Annotated in this window: 21 protein-coding genes; 19 read left to right on the top strand and 2 right to left on the bottom strand. The window is 70.8% G+C overall.

Translation table 11 applies throughout. The features are described from left to right. Positions 1-69: 69 nt before the first annotated feature. From nirB to ACTU3I_RS09220, 10 genes are all read left to right on the top strand, one after another. Positions 70-2,640, top strand: coding sequence for a nitrite reductase large subunit NirB (nirB, locus tag ACTU3I_RS09265; RefSeq protein ID WP_442925398.1), 2,571 nt, complete (start codon positions 70-72; stop codon positions 2,638-2,640). Then, positions 2,637-3,002: a nitrite reductase small subunit NirD gene (gene nirD, locus ACTU3I_RS09260; protein WP_442925397.1), complete on the top strand. Its 366-nt coding sequence runs from the start codon at positions 2,637-2,639 to the stop codon at positions 3,000-3,002. Before nirB ends, nirD begins: the two co-directional genes overlap by 4 nt. Continuing rightward, positions 2,999-4,234 (top strand): uroporphyrinogen-III C-methyltransferase, encoded by a 1,236-nt coding sequence (gene cobA, locus ACTU3I_RS09255; protein WP_442925396.1) that lies wholly within the window; start codon positions 2,999-3,001, stop codon positions 4,232-4,234. Before nirD ends, cobA begins: the two co-directional genes overlap by 4 nt. After that, positions 4,225-5,379 carry a uroporphyrinogen-III synthase gene (locus ACTU3I_RS09250; protein WP_442926388.1) on the top strand — a complete coding sequence of 385 codons (1,155 nt, stop codon included), beginning with the start codon at positions 4,225-4,227 and terminating at the stop codon, positions 5,377-5,379. The genes cobA and ACTU3I_RS09250 overlap by 10 nt, the downstream gene beginning before the upstream one ends. Next, entirely contained in the window at positions 5,379-6,164 is a 786-nt protein-coding gene (locus ACTU3I_RS09245) for a sirohydrochlorin chelatase (protein ID WP_442925395.1), read from the top strand. Before ACTU3I_RS09250 ends, ACTU3I_RS09245 begins: the two co-directional genes overlap by 1 nt. Before the next feature lie 107 nt (positions 6,165-6,271). Beyond that, positions 6,272-6,817 (top strand): GIY-YIG nuclease family protein, encoded by a 546-nt coding sequence (locus ACTU3I_RS09240; RefSeq protein ID WP_442925394.1) that lies wholly within the window; start codon positions 6,272-6,274, stop codon positions 6,815-6,817. 9 nt (positions 6,818-6,826) lie between these two features. Beyond that, positions 6,827-8,425, top strand: coding sequence for an MFS transporter (locus tag ACTU3I_RS09235; RefSeq protein WP_442925393.1), 1,599 nt, complete (start codon positions 6,827-6,829; stop codon positions 8,423-8,425). A 9-nt stretch (positions 8,426-8,434) separates the two neighbouring features. Further along, positions 8,435-9,130: a hypothetical protein gene (locus ACTU3I_RS09230; protein WP_442925392.1), complete on the top strand. Its 696-nt coding sequence runs from the start codon at positions 8,435-8,437 to the stop codon at positions 9,128-9,130. A gap of 51 nt (positions 9,131-9,181) precedes the next feature. Then, on the top strand, positions 9,182-10,822 hold the full coding sequence (locus ACTU3I_RS09225; RefSeq protein ID WP_442925391.1) for a sensor histidine kinase: 1,641 nt from the start codon (positions 9,182-9,184) through the stop codon (positions 10,820-10,822). After that, the gene (locus tag ACTU3I_RS09220; protein WP_442925390.1) at positions 10,819-11,988 is read left to right on the top strand and encodes a hypothetical protein; all 1,170 of its coding nucleotides are present in this window, start codon (positions 10,819-10,821) and stop codon (positions 11,986-11,988) included. The genes ACTU3I_RS09225 and ACTU3I_RS09220 overlap by 4 nt, the downstream gene beginning before the upstream one ends. A gap of 3 nt (positions 11,989-11,991) precedes the next feature. Here the strand turns inward: ACTU3I_RS09220 and ACTU3I_RS09215 are convergent, their stop codons facing one another. Then, positions 11,992-12,360 (bottom strand): response regulator transcription factor, encoded by a 369-nt coding sequence (locus ACTU3I_RS09215; protein ID WP_442925389.1) that lies wholly within the window; start codon positions 12,358-12,360, stop codon positions 11,992-11,994. Between the two features lie 101 nt (positions 12,361-12,461). Here ACTU3I_RS09215 and coaE point away from each other — a divergent pair, with 101 nt between their 5' ends. From coaE to ACTU3I_RS09200, 3 genes are all read left to right on the top strand, one after another. Further along, the gene (gene coaE / locus ACTU3I_RS09210; protein ID WP_442925388.1) at positions 12,462-13,052 is read left to right on the top strand and encodes a dephospho-CoA kinase; all 591 of its coding nucleotides are present in this window, start codon (positions 12,462-12,464) and stop codon (positions 13,050-13,052) included. A gap of 64 nt (positions 13,053-13,116) precedes the next feature. Continuing rightward, positions 13,117-15,198, top strand: a complete 2,082-nt coding sequence (gene uvrB / locus ACTU3I_RS09205) for an excinuclease ABC subunit UvrB (protein WP_442925387.1) — start codon at positions 13,117-13,119, stop codon at positions 15,196-15,198. Positions 15,199-15,205: 7 nt separating this feature from the next. Further along, complete coding sequence (locus ACTU3I_RS09200; protein WP_442925386.1) at positions 15,206-15,628, top strand: VOC family protein; 423 nt, start codon at positions 15,206-15,208, stop codon at positions 15,626-15,628. A 10-nt stretch (positions 15,629-15,638) separates the two neighbouring features. On the opposite strand, the gene ACTU3I_RS09195 is transcribed toward ACTU3I_RS09200, so the two are convergent. Then, positions 15,639-15,881: a hypothetical protein gene (locus tag ACTU3I_RS09195; protein ID WP_442925385.1), complete on the bottom strand. Its 243-nt coding sequence runs from the start codon at positions 15,879-15,881 to the stop codon at positions 15,639-15,641. 28 nt (positions 15,882-15,909) lie between these two features. Between ACTU3I_RS09195 and ACTU3I_RS09190 the strand changes: the two genes are divergently transcribed. The 6 genes from ACTU3I_RS09190 to ACTU3I_RS09165 all read left to right on the top strand — a co-directional run bounded on the left by ACTU3I_RS09190 (position 15,910) and on the right by ACTU3I_RS09165 (position 23,931). Next, positions 15,910-16,344, top strand: a complete 435-nt coding sequence (locus ACTU3I_RS09190) for a MarR family winged helix-turn-helix transcriptional regulator (protein WP_442925384.1) — start codon at positions 15,910-15,912, stop codon at positions 16,342-16,344. Positions 16,345-16,407: 63 nt separating this feature from the next. After that, the gene (gene uvrA, locus ACTU3I_RS09185) at positions 16,408-19,326 is read left to right on the top strand and encodes an excinuclease ABC subunit UvrA (protein WP_442925383.1); all 2,919 of its coding nucleotides are present in this window, start codon (positions 16,408-16,410) and stop codon (positions 19,324-19,326) included. 22 nt (positions 19,327-19,348) lie between these two features. Then, complete coding sequence (uvrC, locus tag ACTU3I_RS09180) at positions 19,349-21,235, top strand: excinuclease ABC subunit UvrC (RefSeq protein ID WP_442925382.1); 1,887 nt, start codon at positions 19,349-19,351, stop codon at positions 21,233-21,235. Positions 21,236-21,256: 21 nt separating this feature from the next. Further along, positions 21,257-22,138: an RNase adapter RapZ gene (rapZ, locus tag ACTU3I_RS09175; protein WP_442925381.1), complete on the top strand. Its 882-nt coding sequence runs from the start codon at positions 21,257-21,259 to the stop codon at positions 22,136-22,138. 58 nt (positions 22,139-22,196) lie between these two features. Further along, complete coding sequence (whiA, locus tag ACTU3I_RS09170) at positions 22,197-23,174, top strand: DNA-binding protein WhiA (protein WP_442925380.1); 978 nt, start codon at positions 22,197-22,199, stop codon at positions 23,172-23,174. A gap of 130 nt (positions 23,175-23,304) precedes the next feature. Beyond that, positions 23,305-23,931, top strand: coding sequence for a superoxide dismutase (locus ACTU3I_RS09165; protein ID WP_442925379.1), 627 nt, complete (start codon positions 23,305-23,307; stop codon positions 23,929-23,931). Positions 23,932-23,968: the final 37 nt, after the last annotated feature.

Genomic DNA, 23,968 nt, shown 5'->3' with positions numbered 1-23,968 from the left:
GCACGAAGCGTCAAGAAGACGAAACACGATCAGAACGCGGATGCAACAACTGCTCCGTACCGTGAGGGCATGAGCACCACCGGGCACCACGTCGTCGTGGTGGGGGCCGGAATGGTCGCGCACCGGTTCGTCGAGAGCCTGCTCACGCGCGGCGGCAGCAACTGGCGGATCACGCTGATCGGCGAGGAACCGCGACATCCTTACGACCGGGTAGGGCTCACGTCGTTCTTCGCGGGAGCGTCGGCGGAGGATCTGACCCTCGAGCGCGGGCATCTCGACGACGAGCGGGTGGAGTTCATCCGCGGGGACGCGGTGACCCACGTCGACCGCGCGGCCCGGCGGGTCAGCACGCGCGGCGGTCGTGCCGTCGACTATGACGCGCTCGTGCTCGCGACGGGTTCGTACGCCGCGCGGCTGGCCGTGGAGGGATACGACCTCGACGGATGCTTCGTGTACCGCACGCTCGACGACGTCGAGCGGCTCGCCGCCTTCGTGCGCCGACGCCGTGCCGAGCTGGGCCGGCCCCTCACCGGCACGGTCATCGGCGGGGGGCTCCTGGGTCTCGAGGCGGCCGGGGCGCTGCAGGGCCTGGAGGTGGACTGCACCGTCGTGCAGTCCTCGGACCGCCTGATGTCCGCACAGCTGGACGCCGCGGCCGGCGGCGCGCTGCGTCGCCTCATCGAGGCCCGCGGCATCCGGGTGCGCACCGAGACCGTCACGACCCGACTCGACCCCGACCACGCGGGCCAGGTGGCAGGGCTGGAATTCCGCGACGGCTCGTATGCGCCCACCGACGTCGTGGTGTTCACCGTCGGGGTGCGGCCGCGCGACGAGCTCGCGCGCCGATCCGACCTCGTCGTGCATCCGCGCGGTGGGGTGGTCGTCGACGCCGGATGCGCGACGAGCGACCCCCGCATCCTCGCGATCGGCGAGGTCGCGAGCTTCGACGGGCAGTGCGTCGGTCTCGTCGCGCCGGGCTACGCCATGGCCGAGGTCGCGGCCACGAGGCTTCTCGGCGGCGACGCGTCGTTCCCGGGGTACGACCTGTCGACCAAGCTCAAGCTCTCGGGCGTCGACGTCGCGAGCTTCGGCGACGCCTTCGCCGAGACGCCGGGTGCTCTCGATGTCGTCTACGCCGACCCCGTGGCCGGGGTGTACAAGAAGCTCGTCCTCTCCGACGACGCGAGGACGCTCCTCGGCGGCATCCTGGTCGGGGACGCGGCAGCGTACGGCGCCCTCCGCCCCCTCGTCGGCGGTGCTCTGGGCGGCGACCCGGCCGCCTACCTGCTCCCCGAGGGCGCGATCGAGGCGCCGAAGGGCGAGCTCCCGGATGCGGCGCTGGTCTGCTCGTGCAACAGCGTGACCGCGGGGACCATCCGCTCCGCCGTACACGACGACGGGTGCACCGACGTGGCATCCGTGAAGGCGTGCACGCGTGCGGGGGCCGCCTGCGGCTCCTGCGTCGGGATGGTGAAGAGACTCGTGGGCGCCGAGCTCGCGAAGACCGGCGCATCCCTGAGCTCTGCGCTCTGCGAGCACTTCGACCTGTCGCGGCGGCAGCTGTTCGACGCCGTCCGGGTGTCGGGTCTGCGCACGTTCACCGCCGTCATCGAGCGGTTCGGTCGCGGGCGCGGCTGCGATCTGTGCAAACCGGCACTCGCCAGCATCCTGTCGACGCTCACCGGCGCGCACGTCCTCGACGGGGAGAATGCCGCGCTGCAGGACACCAACGACCACGTGATGGCGAACCTGCAGAAGGACGGCAGCTACTCGGTCGTGCCGCGGATCCCCGGCGGCGAGATCACCCCGGCGGGTCTCGTGGTGATCGGCGAGGTGGCCCGCGACTTCGGCCTGTACACGAAGATCACCGGCGGGCAGCGCATCGACTTGTTCGGTGCGCGACTGGAGCAGCTTCCCGACATCTGGCGCCGCCTGGTGGACGCGGGGTTCGAGTCGGGGCACGCCTACGGCAAGTCGCTGCGCACGGTGAAGTCGTGCGTGGGGTCGACGTGGTGCCGCTACGGCGTACAGGACTCCGTCGGCATGGCCGTGCGGCTCGAGCTGCGCTACCGCGGGTTGCGTTCCCCGCACAAGCTCAAGCTCGGAGTGTCGGGGTGCGCGCGGGAATGCGCCGAGGCGCGCGGCAAGGACGTCGGGGTGATCGCCACGGAGGCCGGCTGGAACCTGTACGTCGGCGGCAACGGCGGGTTCACCCCTCGTCATGCGGTCCTGCTGGCCGAGGGACTGAGCGACGACGAGCTCCTCACCGCCGTCGACCGATTCCTGATGTACTACATCTTCACGGCCGACCGGCTGCAGCGCACGGCCCCCTGGTTCGAAGACCTCGAGGGCGGGATCGCGGCGCTGCGCGCAGTGGTCTTCGATGACAGCCTCGGCATCTGCGCCGATCTCGACGCCGCGATGGCGCGGCACATCGGCTCGTACGAGGACGAGTGGAAGGCGACACTCGACGACCCCGAGAAGCTTCGCCGTTTCGCGTCCTTCGTCAACGCGCCGACCACGCCCGATCCATCTCTGGCCTACACCGCCGAACGCGGCCAACCGCGCCCGGCGACGGCTGCCGAACGCGACGATCCCCGCGTGCTCATCGCCGGAACCGTCCTGGAGGTGCGCCGATGACGACAGTCCTCACACCGATGCGCACGTGGGTGCGGGTGTGCCGGGTGTCCGATCTCGAGGTCGAGCGCGGTCGCGCTGCCCTCCTCGGCGACACGCAGATCGCGCTCTTCCTCCTGGCCTCGGGGCGCGTCCACGCCGTGGCGAACCTCGACCCGTTCAGCGGCGCGCACGTGATCTCCCGCGGCATCGTCGGCACCCGATCGGAGGTGCCGACGGTCGCCTCGCCGATGTACAAGCAGGTGTTCGATCTGCGCACGGGCGCCTGCCTGGACGCACAGGGGAAGGATCCCCGACCGCTCCGGGTCTGGCCGGTCGCCGTCGACGACGGATGGGTGTGCGTCGGCACGGAGGAGGGATCATGACGACGATTCTCGGGATCACCCTGACGGGCCGTCGTGTGGTGATGGTCGGAGGCGGCGCCGTCGCCGCGCGCCGCATGCCCCGCTTCGTCGCCGAGGGCGCGGACATCGCCGTGGTCGCGCCCGCCCTCGCTGAGGAAATGCGTGAGCTCGTCGCGCGGGCCGGTGCGACGTGGACCGCCCGGGAGGTGCGCGAAGACGATCTCGACGGGGCATGGCTCGTGCACGTGGCCACCGGGGACGCGCGGCGGGACGCCGTCGTGGCCGGCTGGTGCGAGGCACGTCGCATCCTGTGCGTCAACGCGAGTGACGGCGCGCACGGCACCGCGAGAGTGGCTGCCGAGACGCGCTCGGGCGACGTCGTGGTCGGAGTCCTCTCCGACGCGGGCGTCGATCCGCGGCGGGCGGCGAGGCTGCGCGACGCGATCGGTGCGCTGCTGCGCGAGGGGATGCTGCCCCTCCGGCGTCGTCGTCTCGCGCGCGGCGTCGGTCGGGTCGACCTGGTCGGGGGCGGTCCCGGACCGGCAGATCTCATGACGGTGCGCGGGCGGCGCCTCCTGGCCGAAGCCGACGTGGTCGTGGCCGATCGTCTCGGACCGACCGACGTGCTCGGCGACCTGGAGCCCGACGTCGAGGTCATCGACGTCGGCAAGCGGCCGGGGCACCACCCGGTATCGCAGGCGGAGATCCATGCGATCCTCGTGTCCCGCGCACGCGCGGGCAAGCGCGTCGTCCGGCTGAAGGGCGGCGACCCGTTCGTCTACGGACGTGGCGGCGAGGAGGTGGCGGCATGCCTGGCCGCCGGCGTGCCGGTCGAGGTCGTGCCCGGACTCACGAGCGTCGTGTCCGTGCCCGAGGCCGCCGGCATCCCGGTCACGCATCGGGGGACTGCTGCGGGGGTGCACGTGGTCAACGGCCAAGCGGCGATCACGCCGGCGACACGGGCGGCCCTGGCCGACGACGCGATCACGACGGTCGTGCTGATGGGCGTCGCCGCCCTGCCGCGACTCGTGGCCGCGGCACGGGACGCGGGGGTGCCGGAGGGCCGTCCGGTCGCGATCGTGGAACGCGGGCATACATCGGAGCAGCGCACGACCCGGACGAGCCTCGGCGCGGTGATCGCCGACGCGGCGGCGGCGGGGGTCCGCAATCCCGCGGTGATCGTTGTCGGCGAGGTCGCTCGAGCGGGACTCCTGCTGCCCGACGGCGTGGAGGCGGGTGTCGCATCCCAGTGACCGCTTCGCCCCGTCCGCTCCTGTCCGCCGCTCTCGAAGGGTGCGCGATCGTGATCGCCGTCGACAGGCGATCCGGTGAGCTCGCGGCCGCGCTCGAGCGTCACGGCGCGCAGGTGCGGCACGCTCCGGCGTTGACGATCGTGCCGCACATCGATGACGACGCTCTGCTGGCAGCGACGCGCGCGCTCATCGCCGTGCCGCCCGACGTCGTCGTCGCGACGACGGGCGTCGGGTTCCGCGGCTGGATCGAGGCCGCTGACGAGGCCGGGATCCTGGAGGACCTTCATGCCGCGCTCGCGAGCGCGCAGATCGTCGCTCGGGGGCCCAAGGCCCGCGGTGCGATCCAGCAGGCCGGGTTCACGGCCGACTGGGTCGCGGAGTCGGAGACCTCCGCCGAGCTCGGCGAGTTCCTCCTCGCCGAGGGCGTCGCCGGGCGACGGGTCGCCGTGCAGCACCATGGATCCGGTGCCGACGGACTCGACGAGATCTTCGCGGACGCCGGCGCGGATGTCGTGAGTCTCACGGTGTACCGGTGGGGGCCACCCGCCGACCCCGATCTCGTGGCCCGATCGGTCGCGGCGACGGGGCGAGGAGAGGTGGACGCTGTGCTGTTCACGTCCGCGCCGGGGGCGGCGGAGTGGCTCGCGGCCGCCACGCGAGAGGGAGCGCTCGGCGCGATCGTGAGCCGTGCGGCCTCCGGACAGCTGCTGATGGCGGCGGTGGGCCCCATCACCGCCGGCCCGCTCGGGGACGTCGGCATCGACGCGTTGATCGCCGAGCGGGGGCGGCTGGGATCCTTGGTGCGCGCGGTGGTCACGCACTTCGGCGGCGGGCACGCCCCGTCCCTTCCCACCGCGGCCGGCCGACTCGAACTGCGCAGCGGCGGCGCCGTGCTGGACGGCCGGTTCACCGCGCTCTCACGCACCGGGGTGGCCGTCCTGTCGGCCCTGTTCGCGGCGGGCGGGGGAGTGGTGTCCCGCACGGCGTTGCAGGGAGCACTGCCGCGGTCGGCCGACAGCGCGCACGCTGTCGAGGTGGCCGTGGCGCGTGTCCGCGAGTCGCTGGGCGCAGCCGACCTCATCAAGACGGTCGTCAAACGCGGGTACCGCCTGGCGGTGCTCGACCCGGGGGAGGCCACGTTCTGATGCCCACGCTCATCGCCTGCTCGCACGGGACGAATTCCCTCCCCGGTCGCGCCGCGATCGCGACGATCGTCGAACAGGCGCGGATGCTGCTGCCGGACACCCGCGTCGTCGAGGCCTTCGTCGACGTCCAGGAGCCGCGCGTCGACGAGGTCGTGGCACGGGAGGCGCCGGGCAGCGGCGCCGTGGTGGTGCCCCTTCTCCTCTCGACCGGATTCCACACCAACGTCGACATCGCGCGGGCGGTGGCAGCGCATCCGGGAGCCCTCGCCACCGCCGCGCTCGGCCCGCACGAACTGCTCGTCGACGTGCTCGCCACGCGCGTGGGCGAGGCGGGCCTGGGCTCCGGGGACGCCGTGGTCCTCGCCGCGGCGGGATCGAGCGACCCGGCCGCAGCGCACGATGTCGCCCGAACGGCCGAGATGCTCGCCGTCCGCATCGGGCGCCCGGTCAGCGTGGGGTTCGCCGCCGGGAACGGGCAGCGCATCGGTGCCGCGGTCGCCGAGGCCCGCGCGCACGGCGCGGGGCGGGTCGTCGCGGCCAGCTACGTGCTGGCGCACGGATTCTTCGCCGACGTCATCGCCTCGGCCGGAGCCGATGCCGTGAGCGCGCCGTTGGCCCCCGATCCCCGCATCGCCGACGTCGTCGCCGCGCGGTACCGCGCCGCTGTGGTGCGCAACTCCTCAAGAATGCGCGTCGGGCCCGCGAACCGAGCCCGGTCTGCCGATGCGGCGGCCGAATCTGAGGAGTTCGGCAGCTCGGCGCCGGCGCAGGCACGCGTATGCTGACGGCGTCTCCGACGGGACCGACGCCGGAATCATCCGCGTCGCGCCGACCCGGTCCTCCGCGCGGCTGACCGGAGGCGGATGTCGGGCCCCGAGCATACGCTCGGCGGATGGCGACGACGTGCCTCGGAGACGGATGCGGTGAGACCGCCGATCCGGATGCCCCGCTCCGGCTGTGCGATCGCCATCTTGCGCTGGCGGCGGAATGGCACGAGGGGGCGTACGGCACGACCGACCTCCTGCCGTCCCCGTGTCTGCTGTGCGGCTCGCGGCTCGGCGTCCGGTGGCCGAGTGGTTGGCTCTGCGCCGACTGCGAGTGGCGCCAGGGTGAGATTCCCGACGGCGATCTGCCGCCGCCGCGCATCGACGTGGTCTACTACCTGCGGTACGCCGATCGCGTGAAGATCGGCACGACGGCGAATCCGCGCCAGCGCCTCGCCGCCATCCGGCACGACGAGCTGCTGGCGTTCGAGCGCGGTGATCGGATGCTCGAGCAGCGCCGCCACGCCGAGTTCGCCGCCGACCGCTGGCCGCGGACGGAGTGGTTCCGCCTGTCCGACGAGCTCGCCGACCATATCGCGGTGATCGGCGCCGGCGTCACGGACCCGTGGCGGCTCTTCGCGCGGTGGCGGAGCGAAGCCCTGGCGCGTCGCTAGAGTGAGCGCGTGACGCAGACCCGGCTCGATGCCGACACCCCGCCACGTGCGCGACTCGTCCTCGCGGCGCTCATCCTCGGGGCTCTGGTGTGCAACATCAACCTCGCGGCGGCGAATATCGCACTTCCCGAGATCGGCGACGCGTTCGGGGCCACGCAGTCGGCGCTGACCATCGTCGGATTGGGATGCTCTCTCGGGCTGGCGATGTCGGTGCTCTACTTCGGTGCGCTCGCCGACCGGTACGGCCGCAAGCAGCTTCTGCTCCTGGGGCTGGCGCTGACGGTGGCGGCGAGCTTCCTCTCCGCCTTCTCCGTGTCGATCGACATGCTCATCGTCTCCCGCATCTTCACGGGGATCGCCGCGGGCATGGCCTTTCCCACCACGCTGTCGCTCATCACTGCCCTCTGGGCGCCAGGGGCTCGCCGCACCACCGCGATCGCGCTGTGGTCGGGTGTCAGCGCGATGTCATCGGTCATCGGATCGGTTCTCGCCGGCGCTCTCCTCACCGTCTTCTGGTGGGGCTCGGCCTTTCTGATCGCGGCGCCGATCGCGGCCGCGGCCTTCGTGCTCGTGGCGATCGCCGTGCCCGCCCACGTCAAGGAGTCCGCCGAGCCCGTCGACCACGTCGGCGGCGTGCTCGCGACGCTGGGCGTCGCCTCGCTCGTGCTCGGCATCGGCACCGTGTTCGCTCCCGGGGAGACGCCGTTCGGCGCCACGCTCCTCGGGGCGGCAGCAGTTCTGCTGGGCCTGTTCGCGTGGCGTCAATGGCGCGCGAAGCATCCGCTGTACGACCTCCGCGTCGCCCGGCGCCGCATGTTCTGGGTCCCCGCCACCGGGGGCACGATCGTGTTCGGCTCGCTCATGGGGTCGATGTTCGTCGGGCAGCAGTATCTGCAGAACATCCTCGGGTACTCCACGCTGCAGGCCGGGCTGGCGGTGGTCCCGGCTGCGGTGGGCCTGCTGATCTGCGCTCCGCTGTCGGCGCGGCTCCTCACTGCTCGCGGCACGCGCGTGACGATGCTCGCGGGGTACGCATTCGTCTTCATCGGGTTCCTCACCACCCTCACCTGGAACCCCGCCACGCCCTACGTGCTCATCGGCACCGGGTTCCTGGCCATCGGCAGTGGCGCCGCGTTCGCCATGACGCCCGCCTCGCGGGCGCTCACGGAGAGCACCCCGGTGCGGCGGGTCGGCATGGCCTCGGCGACGTCCGATCTGCAGCGCGACCTCGGCGGCTCCGTGATGCAGGCGCTGCTGGGCGCCATCCTCGCCGCCGGATTCGCGATCTCCTTCCGACGCCAGATCGCGGCCTTTCCCGAGGCGTCGAGCGTGACCGATGAGATCACCACCGCGCTGCAGGCCTCGTACGCCTCGGCCCTCCACGTCGCCGACCAGTACCCGCAGTACCGCGCGGAGATCCTCGCGGGCGCGACACAGAGCCTCGTCACCGGGGCGTGGGCGGCCTACCTGGTGGGCGCGATCGCGATCGCTCTCGGTGCCGTCGTGGTGAGCGTCTTCCTGCCCGGTCACACCCGCGAGAAAGAGCTGGTGGCTGCCTACGCGCGAGCGGATGCCGGAGCCCAGCCGGCTCAAAGCTCCGGGCTCTAGCGTCGGGGCATGGGATTCCTCGACCGTCTGTTCGGCCGGGACGACGCCGCTCGCCCCGCACCCCCGATCGCACAGAACCCGAACGTCGCCGCACCGCCCCCCAGCGCGCATCGCGACGGTTCCGGGCAGTACGCCCCGCCCCCGCCGGGCGGGGCCGCACCGGCCGCGGGAGCTGACGCGCAGGCGATCGAACGCTACCGCTACCTCCTGCAGACGGCGCCGCCGGAGACGATCGAGCAGGTGCACGCCGAGGCCTTCGGACGGCTGACCCCGGCGCAGCGCCAGCAGGTGCTCGGCGACCTGTCGGCGAGTCTGCCCGCCGCGGAACGACCAGGCAGCGACGATCCGCGTGCGCTCGCGCGCGCCGCGACGCGCGCGGAATACACGCAGCCCGGCTTCATGGAGCGCACCTTCGGCAATCGCTCGTGGGGTGGGGCTCCGGGGTTCGGATCGATGCTCGGGGCATCCGTCCTCGGCACGATCGGCGGCTACGTCATCGGCTCGGCGCTGGTCGGCGGCCTCCTCGCGCCCGCCCTCGCCGACGATCCGGGCGCGGGAGGCGACGGTGCCGACGGCAGCGACCCTTCGGGCGGCGCCGACGCGGGCGCGGATGCCTCGGCGGCTGACGCCGGCGGGTTCGGCGACTTCGGAGGAGGATTCGGGGATTTCGGAGGGGGAGACTTCGGCGGGTTCGACGGATTCTGAGCCCGGCATGCCGAGCGGGCCCGATACGCACGGGGCGATACTGTCGAGCCCATGGCATGGCTGTCCAGGGACGAACGGCGCGTGCGCGTGGAGGACTCCACGCGTGATCGCACCATCCTGCTGAACCAGCTGCTCCTCGCCGGCGTCACCCTCATCGGAGCCCTGCTCGCCCTCGGCCTCGACCAGGTCGCGCGTCCGACGAGCTTCCTCGTCGGCGCCGCGACGGTGTTCATCGCCGCCGCCGCCGCGGTGCTCGTGCCGTGGAAGCGCCTTCCGCACTGGGCGGGGGGCATCCTCCCGATCGTCGACATCCTCGCGATCGCCTTCATCCGCGAATCGGCTCCGGCGTCGGGCCTGGGTCTGCTGTGGGCGTTTCCGGCGATGTGGATCGGCAGCGTCTTCGGGCTGGCCGGCGTGGTGCTGTCCACCGTCAGCGTCGCGGGCCTCCTGGCCGTCATCACCCTCCTGGAGCCGGTGCCCGTCCTCTCGGCCTCGCAGTTCCTGCTTCCCCTCACCGTCGGTGCGCTCGCGACGATAGCCTTCCTCTCCGCCCGCCGCGCGCACGCGCAGCGCGAGCTGCTGGAGAAGCAGTCGGTGCACCTCCAACGCTCGGTGGATCGGGCGCGCCGGCAAGAGGACCTCGTCACCGAGGTGCTGGATGCCGTCGACTTCGGCGTGGTCCGCATCACCCCGGACGGTCAGCTCGCCGTCACCAACGAGGCTCACGCACGCCTGCAGGGCACGTCTCCGATCGAGGACGACCTCCCGGTGTTCGCCGCCGACGGCGTCACGCCACTGGCGCCGCACGAGGTGCCCGTCGCCCGCGCGCGCCAGGGCGAGACCTTCGAGAACGAGCTCGTCTGGTACGGCGTGCCGGGCGAGGGCAGGCGCGCGCTGGCCGTCACCGCGCGGCCGCTCACCGACATCGACGGCACCTCGGCCGGCATCGTCGTGGTGACCCGCGATGTCACCGGCGAGGAGCAGGCGCTGCGCGCCCGGGAAGACCTCGTCGCCTCGGTCTCGCACGAGCTGCGCACCCCGCTGACATCGATCGTGGGCTATCTCGAGCTGGTGCTCGATCGTCCGGAGCTTACCGAGGCCACCCGCCACGACCTCGCCATCGCCGAGCGGAACGCCGAGCGGCTGCTGGAGCTGGTCACCGACATCCTGGCCCTCTCCGCGAGCTCGCGGCACGGCGTCGTCGAGCTGACGCTGCATCCGGAGCCCTCCGACGTCTCGGCCATCGTGACGGCGGCCGTCGAATCCCTCGCCCCGCGGGCCGCGGAGCGCCACATCGGCATCGACACCAGTGCGGTGCGCCCGACGATGGCGCTGATCGATCCGCACCGCATCCGCCAGGTGGTCGACAACCTCCTGACGAACGCGGTGAAGTACAACCACGACGGCGGGTCGGTGCAGGTCGGCGTCTCCGAGGACGGCGTTCACGTATGGATCACCGTGAGCGACGACGGACCGGGGATCTCCGATGAGGAGCGCCCGCTGCTGTTCGACAGGTTCTTCCGCTCCGATGCCGTGCGCAACTCCACGACCCACGGCTCCGGTCTGGGCCTGGCGATCAGCCGCGACTTCGTGACGGCGCACGGCGGCGAGATCTTCGTGGAGACCCAGCCCGGCAGGGGATCCACGTTCACGGTGCGGCTTCCCGTCGCCCCCGGAGAGGACCGCGCATGAACGTCGAACTCGACCTGTTCACCATCACCCTGATCTCCGCGCTGGTCATCATCGTCTCGGGGGTCCTGTACATCACCGAGACGCTGATGCGCAAAGACGGCCCGGCCGGGCGCCTGTGGGCGATCGCCTTCCTCGCCGGCATCCTGACTGTCGTGTGCTACCTGGTGTGGTCGGTCTCGCCGTCGGCCTTCCTGGCGGTCGCCGTCGGCAACGCCGGATTCGTCTCGACAGCGGGTTTCATCTGGCTGGGCTGCCGCGCGTTCAACGAGCGTCCCCTCCGCATCCCCAGCGGCGCCCTCGCCACCGTCGCGGCGATCGCTCTCATCGCCGCCCTCATCCCGGGACCCACCGGGGGCGACTGGGCCGGTGCGGTGCCGATGTTCCTCGGAAACGCCCTCTTCGCCACGCTCGGCGCGATCGAGACCCGCCGCGGTGCCCTCGCCGACCGCTGGAGCGCCATCGGCCTGACCGTCGTGCTCATCATCGAGGCGGTCTGGTTCGTCATCCGCACCGGGGTCTTCGTGGGAAGCGGCCCCGACAGTGCCCTGTTCGAGGACTGGTTCGACTCGGAGATCGCGTCGATCCTGACGATCACCCTCACGATCGTCACGGTGGTGACCACCTCGGTGCTCCGTGCGAGCGAATCGAACCTGCGAGGTCAGCGCGACACGATCACCCTCCACGTCGCCCTCGACGGGATCATGCTGCCGGCGTCCTTCCAGTCCCTCGTGTCGACCATCCTGGACAACGCCCGGCGCAACCAGGAGACGCTCTGCATCATCGCGGTGCGCATCGGCGACCTCGGGAGGATCTCGGTGGCGTTCGGGCCGGCCGAGGCCGAATCCGTCGCCGCCGCGTGGCGCGCGGGCGTGCGCCGCTACGCGCCGAGCGCTGCGATCGTCGGTGACAACGGGCGCAGCACCCTGTTCGCGGCGTTCCTCACCACGTCCTTCGCCGACGTCCGCAGGATCGCCAGCATCATGCACCGCCGGCTGCTCGACGACTTCGCCACTCTCGGGCTCTCGGCGATGCCGGTCGTCGGGGTGGGGGTGGCCCTCAGCGACCAGGTCGGCTACGACCTCGCCCGTCTCGCCGACGCCGCGGACGAGGCCGCTCGGCGCTCGGCGTCCAGCCCCGACGCCTCCGTGATCCGGGCGGAGGGGTGAGCGTCAGGAGGGAGTGATCGCGGCCTCGACCCGCGCGCGCAGCTCGCGGGGGCGGAAGGGCTTCGTGATGTAGTCATCGGCCCCCGCTTCGCGACCGAGCCGGGCATGGTCCTCGTCGGCGCGCGCTGTCACCATGAGGATGCGGGTGTCGCTGAAGGCGCGGATGCGACGCGCCGTCTCGAACCCGTCGATGCCCGGCATGCTGACATCCAGCGTCGTGACGGCGGGGGAGAACTCCCGCACGAGCTCGATGCCCTCCAGACCCGCCGACGCGGCATGGACATCGAAGCCGGCCTGGGTGAGCACCGTCCGGATGAGCATACGGATGTCCGCGTCGTCCTCGATGATGACCGCTACACGCGCGTTCGGCATCCGTAGTACCTCGATGGTCCACCGAACGTCGGGTGTCCGGCGGTGTGAGGAAATGTTAGCCCACGAACGATCCAATCCGCGGAACATGAAATGCTCGGCACATGCCTCTGATCGCCCTGACCGGCGGAATCGCCTCCGGCAAGTCCACCATCGCGCGACGATTGGCCGAGCACGGCGCCGTGATCGTCGACGCCGACCAGATCGTCCGCGACGTGCAGGCTCCGGGCACGCCGGTGCTTGCGGCGATCGCCGCGGAGTTCGGCGGCGACGTCGTGAAGACGGACGGGACGCTCGACCGCGCCGCGCTGGGCTCCCGCGTGTTCGGCCATCCCGACAGGCTCGCCGCACTCAACGCCATCGTGCACCCCGCCGTCCGTGCCGAGTCGGAGCGCCGGTTCGCCGAGGCCGCGCGCGACGATGCGGTGGTGGTCTACGACGTGCCGCTCCTGGCCGAGGCGCGCAGCCACGACCCGTGGGAGCTCGTGGTCGTCGCGCACGCCCCCGCGGACGTGCGCGTCGCCCGGCTGGTCGAAGAGCGCGGCATGACCGCCCAGGACGCCCGCGCGCGCATCGCCTCCCAGGTGTCGGACGAGGCCCGCCTCGCACTGGCCGACGTCGTGATCGACACAGCGGGGACGATGGCGCACACCCTCGCGCAGGCCGACGCGCTGTGGGAGCGCCTGCGCGGCTAGCACACCGCATCCGCGGAGCGCGAACGCCCGCCCCGGTGTCGGAGGCTCGTCCTACGCTGGAATCATGCAGGCCACCCGATCCGTCCGACCCTTCGAGGTCATCAGCGACTACGCCCCGTCGGGAGACCAGCCGCAGGCCATCGCGGAGCTGGCCGCGCGCGTCACCGCGGGTGAGACCGACGTCGTGCTCCTCGGCGCCACCGGCACGGGAAAGTCGGCCACCACGGCGTGGCTCGTCGAAGCCGTGCAGCGCCCGACGCTGGTGCTGGCCCACAACAAGACGCTCGCCGCCCAGCTCGCCAACGAGTTCCGCGAGCTGATGCCGAACAACGCCGTCGAGTACTTCGTGTCGTACTACGACTACTACCAGCCCGAGGCCTACGTCCCGCAGACCGACACCTTCATCGAGAAGGACTCCTCGATCAACGCCGAAGTGGAGCGACTGCGACACTCCACGACCAACTCGCTGCTGTCGCGGCGCGATGTCATCGTGGTCTCGACGGTGTCCTGCATCTACGGCCTCGGCTCGCCGGAGGAGTACCTGCGCGCCATGGTCGCGTTGCAGGTGGGGGAGCGTTACGACCGCGACGCGCTCGTGCGCAAATTCATCTCGATGCAGTACAACCGCAACGACGTCGACTTCTCCCGCGGCAACTTCCGCGTGCGCGGCGACACGATCGAGATCATCCCGGTGTACGAGGAGTTCGCGATCCGCATCGAGATGTTCGGCGACGAGATCGAGGCGCTGTACATGCTCCACCCTCTGACGGGAGATGTGCTGCAGCGGATGGAGGCGATCCCGATCTTCCCGGCGACGCACTACGCCGCCGGCACCGACACGGTCAAGCGCGCGATCGGCACGATCGAGCACGAGCTCGCCGAGCGGCTGAAGGAGCTCGAGTCGCAGGGGAAGCTCCTCGAGGCGCAGCGCCTGCGGATGCGGACGACCTTCGACCTGGAGATGCTGCAGCAGCTCGGCTTCTGCTCGGGCATCGAGAACTACTCGCGGCACCTCGACGGCCGAGGGCCGGGGGAGCCGCCGCACACGCTGCTGGACTTCTTCCCCGACGACTTCCTGATGGTCATCGACGAGTCCCATGTCACCGTGCCGCAGATCGGCGCCATGTACGAGGGCGACGCCTCGCGCAAGCGCACGCTCGTCGAGCACGGCTTCCGTCTTCCCAGTGCGATGGACAACCGCCCCCTGCGGTGGGACGAGTTCAAGGAGCGCGTCGGTCAGACGGTGTACCTGTCGGCGACGCCCGGTCGCTACGAGATGGGCATCGCCGACGGCGTCGTGGAGCAGATCATCCGTCCTACGGGCCTCGTCGACCCGCAGATCGTCGTCAAGCCCTCGAAGGGGCAGATCGACGACCTCCTCGAGCAGATCCGCGTCCGCGTCGGGCGGGACGAGCGCATCCTGGTCACGACGCTGACGAAGAAGATGGCCGAAGAGCTCACCGACTTTCTCGGCGAGCACGGCGTGCGGGTGCGGTACCTCCACTCCGACGTCGACACGCTTCGCCGCGTGGAACTGCTGACCGAGCTGCGCGCCGGCGTGTACGACGTGCTCGTGGGCATCAACCTGCTCCGTGAGGGCCTCGACCTGCCGGAGGTGTCGCTCGTCGCGATCCTCGACGCCGACAAGGAGGGGTTCCTGCGCAGCGGGACGTCGCTCATCCAGACGATCGGCCGCGCAGCACGTAACGTCTCCGGCGAGGTGCACATGTACGCCGACAAGATCACCGACTCCATGGCGAACGCGATCGAGGAGACCGAGCGGCGGCGCGAGAAGCAGATCGCCTACAACACCGCGAACGGCATCGACCCGCAACCGCTGCGCAAGCGCATCGCCGACATCACCGACGTGCTGGCGCGGGAGGCCAGCGACACCCGGGAGCTGCTGTCCCGCAAGGACCGCGCCGCTGCGAAGAACGGCAAGGGCAAGTCCCCCACGCCGCAGCTGCGGCGCACCGGCATCGCGGCGGAGGGTGCTGACCAGCTCGAGGCGACCATCGCGGACCTGAGCGATCAGATGCTGGCCGCGGCTGCGGAGCTGAAGTTCGAACTCGCCGCGCGATTGCGCGACGAGGTGCAGGATCTCAAGAAGGAACTGCGCGCCATGGAGCGCGCCGGGCACGCATAGGAGCGCCGTGGAGCAACGGGTCAGTCTGGTCACGCTGGGGGTGAGCGACCTCGATCGTGCTCTCGCCTTCTATCGCGCGCTCGGATGGCAGCCGCATCCGTCGTCCGTCGCCGATGAGGTGGCGTTCTTCGACGCGGGAGGGATGGTCGTCGCCCTGTGGGACCGCGGCGAGCTGGCCGCCGACTCGGCGGTCCCCGACGAGGGCGGATGGGGCGGGGTCGCCCTCGCGCACAACGTGCGTACCGAGGCGGAGGTCGATGCGATCCTCGTCGACGCCGCGGCGGCCGGCGCCCGCATCGGGCGCGCCGGCGCCGCCACCGCCTGGGGCGGGTACTCCGGGGTCTTCGTCGACCCGGACGGCCATCCCTGGGAGGTCGCGGTCAACCCCGGATGGCTCCTCGACGGCGACGGGCGCGTCGTGCTGGGGTGAGATCGCCGCCCTAGGGGCAGTGCATGAGAGGCTTGGGACCTGAGCGATCGAATGTGTGCTCCGACATGGCCGCACCGCACAGCGGGCACGGCCGGTCGGCCCGCGAGGGTTCGGGCGTCGTCTCGTACGGGCCGACCGAGGCCGGGCCCGCCACGCGGATCAGCCGGGCATTGAGATACGCGTACCACCCCCCGGCTGCGCGAACGCGGTCCCGCAGCGGCGGCCCGTCGGGCTTGTTTCGTGCCATGATCATTAGTGTACTAACGAATGGAGGAAGTGGGATGGTTCCCCCCGACGATCTGCTGACTCTCGAGAACCAGGTGTGCTTCGCCCTGGTCACCGCGGCGCGCAATGTCGTATCGATCTATCGACCCGTGCTCGAACCGCTCGGGCTCACCCACCCGCAGTACCTCGTCATGCTGGCGCTGTGGGATGAGTCGCCGCGATCGCTCGGCGAACTCGCGGCGGAACTGGCCATGGAGCCGGCCACCCTGTCACCGCTCGTGAAGCGGCTGGAGGGACAGGGCAGGGTCACGCGCACGCGCCGCTCCGGCGACGAGCGCGTCCTCGACATCGCGCTGACCGACGAGGGGCGGGCTCTGCGGACGCAGGCCCTCCGCGTGCCCGAGCAGATCATGGCGCTGGTGGGGATGGACGCCGACGAGCTCGCCCAGCTGCGCGACCGCCTGGCTCCGTTCGCGGGGCGCCGCGCCTAGCATCCGAGGCTCCTTCCCAGTCAACCCGAAGCCGGTGTCGGAGGCCCCATTTAAGCTTGAGGGGTGCCCATTCTCCCTGTCGCCCTGCCCGGCCCTTCGACGAACTCCGGGACCGGAGGGGTGCTCAGCGTCCGTGGGGCACGGGTCCACAATCTGAAGGACGTCGACCTCGACATCCCCCGCGACGCGCTCGTGGTGTTCACCGGTCTGTCGGGCTCGGGCAAGTCGAGTCTGGCCTTCGACACGATCTTCGCCGAAGGTCAGCGGCGGTACGTCGAGTCGCTGAGCGCGTACGCACGCCAGTTCCTCGGCCAGGTCGACCGGCCCGACGTCGACTTCATCGAGGGGCTGAGCCCCGCCGTCTCGATCGACCAGAAGTCCACCAACCGCAACCCGCGTTCGACGGTGGGGACGATCACGGAGATCCACGACTACATGCGCCTGCTGTGGGCGCGGATCGGCGTGCCGCACTGCCCGGTGTGCGGGGCGCAGATCCAGCGTCAGACGGTGCAGCAGATCGCCGACCAGTTGCTGGAGCTCCCCGAGCGCACGCGGTTCCAGATCGTGGCGCCGGTCGTGACCCAGAAGAAGGGCGAGTTCGTCGACCTCTTCAAGGAGCTGAGCGCCAAGGGCTACGCGCGTGCGGTCGTCGACGGCGAGCTGGTGCAGCTGTCCGAACCGCCGACCCTGAAGAAGAGCTACAAGCACGACATCGCCGTCGTCGTCGACCGGCTCGTGGCCGGACCCGACATCCTCAGCCGCATCACCGACTCCGTCGAGACGGCGCTGGGACTTGCGGGCGGAATCATGCAGGTGAACTTCGTCGACGAGGAAGGCGACGCCGCGTGGCAGTCGTTCTCCGAGAAGCTCGCGTGCCCGAACGGACATCCGTTGCAGCTGACGGAGATCGAGCCGCGCACCTTCTCGTTCAACGCCCCGTTCGGCGCGTGCCCGGCCTGCTCGGGCCTGGGGACGCGCATGTCGGTGGATGTCGAGCTGATGCTGGGCGACGAGGAACTCTCCATCCGCGAGGGCGTCATCATTCCCTGGACGACGCAGGGCAAGGGACTCTTCCAGTATTACGAGCGTCTTCTCGAAGGGCTCGCGCGCGATCTGAACTTCTCGCTGGACACGCCGTGGCGTGCGCTCCCGACGGACGTCAAGGAGGCGGTGCTGCGCGGGGAGAACTACAAGGTCACCGTCAAGTGGAAGAACCGGTACGGCCGCGAGATGCGGTACTCGTCCGGCTTCGAAGGCGTCGTCCCCTACATCGAGCGCCAGTATCTGCAGGCGGAGTCCGACACGCAGCGACAGCGCTGGTCGGAGTTCCTCCGCGAGGTCCCCTGCCCGGTGTGCGACGGTGACCGTCTCAAGCCCGAGGTCCTGGCCGTGCTGGTGCACGGGCACTCCATCGCCGACGCCTCCCGGCTGAGCCTCGCCGATGCGCAGGAGTACTTCGCGCGGCTGGAGCTCACCGAGCGCGAGGCGCAGATCGCGGCGGCCGTGCTGCGGGAGATCCGGGCGCGCCTGGACTTCCTCCTGCAGGTCGGGCTCAGTTACCTCAGCCTCGGGCGCGCGGCCGCCACGCTGTCGGGCGGCGAGGCGCAGCGTATCCGGCTGGCGACCCAGATCGGCTCCGGTCTCACCGGGGTGCTGTATGTGCTGGACGAGCCCTCGATCGGGCTGCATCAGCGGGACAACCGCCGTCTCATCGACACCCTCGTCCGCCTCCGCGACCTCGGCAACACGCTGATCGTCGTCGAGCACGACGAGGAGACCATCCACGCCGCCGACTGGGTCGTCGACATCGGCCCCCGCGCGGGCGTCGACGGCGGCCACGTCGTCCACTCCGGTCCGCTGGCCGATCTGCTGCAGGACGAGCGATCGCTGACCGGCGCGTATCTCTCCGGTCGGCGGGCGATCGAGGCGCCGAAGAAGAGGCGCAAGATCGATAAGAAGCGTCAGATCACCGTCGTCGGTGCGCGCGAGAACAACCTCAAGAACGTGACAGTCGACTTCCCGCTCGGCGTCCTGACGGCCGTCACCGGTGTCAGCGGGTCGGGCAAGTCGTCGTTGGTGAACGGCATCCTCTACGAGGTGCTCGCCTCCCGCCTCAACGGCGCCCGCCGCGTCCCGGGCAAGCACACGCGCGTGACAGGACTCGACAACCTCGACAAGGTCGTGCACGTCGACCAGGCGCCGATCGGCCGCACGCCGCGGTCGAACCCGGCGACCTACACCGGCGTGTTCGACCGCATCCGCACCCTCTTCAGCGAGACGCCGGAGGCGAAGGTGCGCGGCTATCAGGCGGGGCGGTTCAGCTTCAACGTCAAGGGCGGACGCTGCGAGGCGTGCTCGGGCGACGGCACCCTGAAGATCGAGATGAACTTCCTGCCCGACGTCTACGTGGACTGCGAGGTGTGCCATGGCAAGCGGTACAACCGCGACACCCTGGCCGTGCACTACAAGGGCAAGAACATCGCCGAGGTCCTCGAGATGCCGATCTCCGAGGCGGCGGAGTTCTTCGAGCCGATTCAGGCGATCCACCGCTACTTGAAGACGCTCGTGGACGTCGGGCTCGGCTACGTGCGCCTGGGTCAGTCGGCGACGACCCTCTCCGGCGGCGAGGCGCAGCGGGTGAAGCTCGCGACGGAACTGCAGCGCCGGAGCAACGGCCGATCGATCTACGTGCTCGACGAGCCGACCACCGGACTGCACTTCGAGGACGTCTCGCGGCTGCTGCAGGTGCTCAACGGGCTCGTCGACAAGGGGAACACCGTTATCGTCATCGAGCACAACCTCGATGTCATCAAGTCGTCGGACTGGGTCATCGACCTCGGCCCCGAGGGCGGCTCCGGCGGCGGCACCATCGTCGCCACGGGCACGCCGGAGCAGGTCGCCCGCGCCACGTCGAGCCACACCGGCGCCTTCCTCGCCGAGGCGCTCGGGCTGCCGTCGAGCGACGTGCGCAAGGCGGGCTGAGTCGGTGGCATCCCGAGAACGGATGTCGCAGCTTCCCTACCGCCCGAAGCCCGGCGAGATCCCGACGAACCCGGGCGTCTACCGGTTCCGCGACGCCGACGGCCGCGTGCTCTACGTCGGCAAGGCCAAGAACCTCCGTGCACGCCTGTCGAACTACTTCGCGCCGTTGCGTTCCCTCCACGAACGCACGCGGCGGATGGTGACGACGGCCGCATCCGTGGAGTGGACTGTCGTCCCGACCGATGTGGACTCGCTGCAGCTGGAGTACATGTGGATCAAGGAGTTCGATCCGCCGTTCAACGTGCGCTACCGCGACGACAAGTCGTACCCCTTCATGGCGATCACCCTGGGCGACGAGGCGCCGCGCGTCATGGTCACGCGCAACCGGCGCATCCCGGGGGCCAAGTACTTCGGCCCCTATCCCAAGGTGTGGGCCGTGCACGACACGATCGACCTGCTCATCAAGGTGTTCCCCATCCGCACCTGCAGTGACGCGTCGTACAAGAAGGCGATGCAATCGGGACGCCCGTGCTTCCCGGGCCAGATCGGACGATGCGGCGGCCCGTGCTCGGGCAAGGTCACGATCGAGGAGCATCGCGCGATCGTCGACGACTTCGTCGCGTTCATGGCCGGCGGCGATCAGCGCTTCACGCGGGAGCTGACCGCGCGGATGCGGGAGGCCTCGGCCGCGATGGACTACGAGTCCGCCGCCGGCTACCGCGACAAGTTGCAGGCGATCGACGCCGTGCTCAACCGCAGCGCGCTCGTGCTCGCCCCCGACACCGACGCCGACCTGTTCGGCATCGCCGAGGACGAGCTTGCCGCCGCGGTGCAGCACTTCGTGATTCGCGGCGGGCGCGTACGGGGGGTCCGGGCGACCACGATCGAGAAGGAGATCGACATCGACGGCGCCGACCTCGTCGACCAGGTGCTGCAGCGCACCTACGGCGATGCCGTCGCCGCGGACATCCCACGGCAGGTGCTCGTGCCGTCCCTCCCCGAGGACGCCGGCGACCTGGAGGCGTGGCTGCGCGACCGGCGAGGCAAGAACGTCACGATCCAGATCGCCCAGCGCGGACGCAAGGCCGAGCTGATGAAAACCGCCACGCTGAATGCGCAGCAGGCGCTGATGCTGCACAAGACGCGGCGCACGAGCGACTACGTCGCCCGCACGCAGGCGCTCACCGACCTCCAGGAGGCGCTCGACCTCCCGGAGGCGCCGCTGCGCATCGAGGGGTTCGACGTGTCCCACCTTTCGGGGACGAACGTCGTCGCCTCGATGGTCGTCTTCGAGGACGGCCTGCCCCGCAAGGACCAGTACCGCTCCTTCGGCGTGCCCGAGACCACCGACGACACCGACTCCCTCTACCAGGTGCTGACACGACGCCTGGCGTATCTGGATCGTCCGGAGGAGCAGGCGCCGGAGACGGGCGACGGATCCGAGGAATCGGCCGCTCCGCGCAAGCGCCCGCGTTTCGCCTACCGCCCGCAGCTCCTCGTCGTGGACGGGGGGAAGCCGCAGGTCGAAGCGGCGGCGCGGGCACTCGCCGACGCCGGCCACGAGGAGATCGCCCTGTGCGGCATCGCGAAGCGGCTCGAGGAGGTGTGGCTGCCGGGGGAGGACTTCCCGGTCATCCTCCCTCGCACCAGCGAGGCGCTGTATCTGCTGCAGCGGCTGCGCGACGAGGCCCACCGGTTCGCCATCACGCATCAGCGCAAGCGCCGCAAGCGCGACATCACGAGCGTGCTCGCCGAGGTGCCGGGGCTCGGCGACGCGCGGATCAAAGCGCTGCTGCGCCACTTCGGGTCCGTCACCGCGTTGAAGAACGCCTCCGTGGCGGAGATCACCGAGCTCCCCGGGATCGGCCCGAAGCTGGCGGAGTCGATTCGCGCGCACCTGTCTCGCTAGGGTGGGGGGACGGGGGTGGACATGACGGATCCGGCGCCACGCGATGCGGGCGAGGTGCTGATCGTCACCGGCATGTCCGGGGCGGGACGCACGACGGTCGCCAACGCGCTCGAAGACCTCGGCTGGTATGTCGTGGACAACCTGCCGCCGCAGATGCTCCGGCCGCTGCTCGAGCTCACCGAACTCGCCGGCGGAGCGGTGCCGCGCGTCGCCGTCGTCGTGGACGTCCGAGGCCGCGGGCTGTTCTCCGATCTTCCCGAGGTGATGCGGACGCTCCGCGCCGGCAGACAGGTGCGCGTGGTGTTCCTGGACGCCGCAGACGACGCGCTCGTCCGCCGCTTCGAGGCGGTCCGCCGACCGCACCCGCTGCAGGCGGACGGCACGATCCTCGATGGCATCCGCCGGGAACGCGAGCAGCTCGCCGAGCTGCGTACGGCCGCCGACGTGCTCATCGACACCACTGCCACGAACATCCATCAGCTCACCTCTCGCGCGGTGGAGCTCTTCAGCGAGCAGGGGGCGGCGAAGCACACCGTCACCCTCATGAGCTTCGGCTTCAAGTACGGGCTCCCCACCGACGTCGACATGGTCGCCGACATGCGGTTCCTCCCCAACCCCTACTGGAACGACCAGCTCCGAGCGCTCACCGGCGAAGACGAGGCCGTGCGGCAGGACGTGCTGGCGTCGCCGGGGGCGGAGGAGTTCCTCACCGCGTACGCCGCGGCCCTCGAGCCGGTGCTGGCCGGGTATCAGCGCGAGAACAAGCGGCACTCCGTCGTGGCGATCGGATGCACCGGCGGGCGCCACCGCTCCGTCGCGATGGCGCGCGAGCTGGCCGAGCGATTGCGCTCCCTCCCCGGAGTGGCCGTCCGCGTCGCCCATCGCGACCTGGGGAGGGAGTGAGGGCTCGACGCCGAGTAGGCTTTACCCTCGTCCCCGCTCGTCCATCCCGAGGAGAATCGTGCCGCTGACCGCCGACGTGAAGGCCGAGCTGACCACCGTCCGCGACCCGCGGCCGACGGCTCGAGTGGCGGAGCTGACGGCGCTCCTGCGCTTCTCCGGGGGGCTGCACTCGATCGCCAACCGCGTCGCCGTCGAGGCCGAGCTCGACTCCGAGCAGCTTGCGCGACGCGTCGCACGCGACCTGCTCGAGCTGTACGGCGTGCGGCCGGAGCTCGTCCACGTGCAGGGGTCGGGCGGACGCAACGGCGGCCACTATGCGGTGCGGGTGATCGAGGCGGGGGAGACCCTCGCACGGCAGACCGGCCTCCTCGACCAGCGTCGCCGCCAGGTGCGGGGTCTGCCCAACAAGCTCACCACGGGATCTCGTGCCGATCTGGCCGCCGTGTGGCGGGGGGCGTTCCTGGCCGCCGGAACCCTCAGCGAGCCGGGACGCTCGGCGTCCCTCGAGATCGCCTGCCCGTCGCCCGAGGCGGCGATGGCGCTCGTGGGTGCGGCGCATCGTATCGGCGTACCGGCCAAGGCCCGCGAGGTGCGAGGAGTGCCGCGCGTCGTCGTGCGCGACGGTGAGGCCATCCGCGCCACCCTGGCCGAGATGGGCGCCCGGCGCACCGCCGCCGAATGGGATCAGCTGCGTCAGCGCCGCGAGGTGCGCGCGGGGGTGAACCGGCTGGTGAACTTCGACGACGCCAACCTCCGCCGGTCGGCGCAAGCGGCCGTCGCCGCCTGCGCCCGCGTGGAACGGGCGCTGGAGATCCTCGGCGACGAGGTCCCCGAGCACCTCCGCGAAGCGGGGGAGCTGCGCCTGGCCCACCGCGACGCCAGCCTCGACGAGCTGGGCCACCACGCCGACCCGCCGCTGACGAAGGACGCCGTCGCCGGTCGCATCCGGCGCCTCCTGGCGATGGCCGACAAGAAGGCCGAGACCGACGGCATCCCGGGGACCGAGTCGGCCGTCCCCGCGGGCGTCGAGGACTGAGCTCTCCCGCCCGATACCGGGCGTCATATCGGGAAGCAAGGGCCCACCCGCCGCGTTGGCGCTCAGTAGGATGAACACGTCACCCTCGCTGCGCCGAGGTATCGGCGCGCGCCGAACGGAAGAAGAGAACATGGCGAAGTACGCATTGCCCGACCTCCCTTACGACTACGCCGCGCTGGAGCCGCACGTCAGTGCGACGATCATGCAGCTGCACCATGACAAGCATCACCAGGCGTACGTCACCGGCGCGAACACCGCGCTCGAGCAGCTCGCCGAGGCGCGCGAGGCCGGTAACCTGGCCAACGTCAACAAGCTCACGAAGGACCTCTCCTTCAACCTGGGCGGTCACGTCAACCACTCCATCTTCTGGACGAACCTCTCGCCGGACGGCGGCGACAAGCCTGTCGGTGAGCTCGCGGCCGCCATCGACGACACCTTCGGCTCGTTCGACAAGTTCCAGGCACACTTCACCGCCGCCGCGCTCGGCGTGCAGGGTTCCGGCTGGGCCGGGCTCTTCTGGGACTCGATCGGAGAGAACCTCGTCATCCAGCAGATCTTCGACCAGCAGGGCCAGATCGCCGCGGCCACCGTTCCGCTGCTGCTTCTGGACGTGTGGGAGCACGCGTACTACCTCGACTACCAGAACGTGCGCGCCGACTACGTGAAGGCGTTCTGGAACATCGCCAACTGGGCCAACGCGCAGGAGCGCTTCGCCACCGCCCGCCAGAAGACCGCGGGTCTGCTGGTACTGTCGTAATCGGCGTTGGCGTCCCGGCGGGACCCCGCCGGGACGC

Origin of the sequence: Microbacterium sp. RD1, from assembly GCF_052220165.1 — a bacterium.
Classification (GTDB): Bacteria; Actinomycetota; Actinomycetes; order Actinomycetales; family Microbacteriaceae; genus Microbacterium.
This window is presented reverse-complemented; position numbering and strand designations above follow the sequence as displayed.

Coding starts and splice junctions, on each gene's coding strand:
- nirB (WP_442925398.1), top strand. CDS start 70: ATGAGCACCACCGGGCACCACGTCGTCGTGGTGGGGGCCGGAATGGTC.
- nirD (WP_442925397.1), top strand. CDS start 2,637: ATGACGACAGTCCTCACACCGATGCGCACGTGGGTGCGGGTGTGCCGG.
- cobA (WP_442925396.1), top strand. CDS start 2,999: ATGACGACGATTCTCGGGATCACCCTGACGGGCCGTCGTGTGGTGATG.
- ACTU3I_RS09245 (WP_442925395.1), top strand. CDS start 5,379: ATGCCCACGCTCATCGCCTGCTCGCACGGGACGAATTCCCTCCCCGGT.
- ACTU3I_RS09240 (WP_442925394.1), top strand. CDS start 6,272: ATGGCGACGACGTGCCTCGGAGACGGATGCGGTGAGACCGCCGATCCG.
- ACTU3I_RS09230 (WP_442925392.1), top strand. CDS start 8,435: ATGGGATTCCTCGACCGTCTGTTCGGCCGGGACGACGCCGCTCGCCCC.
- ACTU3I_RS09225 (WP_442925391.1), top strand. CDS start 9,182: ATGGCATGGCTGTCCAGGGACGAACGGCGCGTGCGCGTGGAGGACTCC.
- ACTU3I_RS09220 (WP_442925390.1), top strand. CDS start 10,819: ATGAACGTCGAACTCGACCTGTTCACCATCACCCTGATCTCCGCGCTG.
- ACTU3I_RS09215 (WP_442925389.1), bottom strand. CDS start 12,360: ATGCCGAACGCGCGTGTAGCGGTCATCATCGAGGACGACGCGGACATC.
- coaE (WP_442925388.1), top strand. CDS start 12,462: ATGCCTCTGATCGCCCTGACCGGCGGAATCGCCTCCGGCAAGTCCACC.
- uvrB (WP_442925387.1), top strand. CDS start 13,117: ATGCAGGCCACCCGATCCGTCCGACCCTTCGAGGTCATCAGCGACTAC.
- ACTU3I_RS09195 (WP_442925385.1), bottom strand. CDS start 15,881: ATGATCATGGCACGAAACAAGCCCGACGGGCCGCCGCTGCGGGACCGC.
- ACTU3I_RS09190 (WP_442925384.1), top strand. CDS start 15,910: ATGGTTCCCCCCGACGATCTGCTGACTCTCGAGAACCAGGTGTGCTTC.
- uvrC (WP_442925382.1), top strand. CDS start 19,349: ATGTCGCAGCTTCCCTACCGCCCGAAGCCCGGCGAGATCCCGACGAAC.
- rapZ (WP_442925381.1), top strand. CDS start 21,257: ATGACGGATCCGGCGCCACGCGATGCGGGCGAGGTGCTGATCGTCACC.
- ACTU3I_RS09165 (WP_442925379.1), top strand. CDS start 23,305: ATGGCGAAGTACGCATTGCCCGACCTCCCTTACGACTACGCCGCGCTG.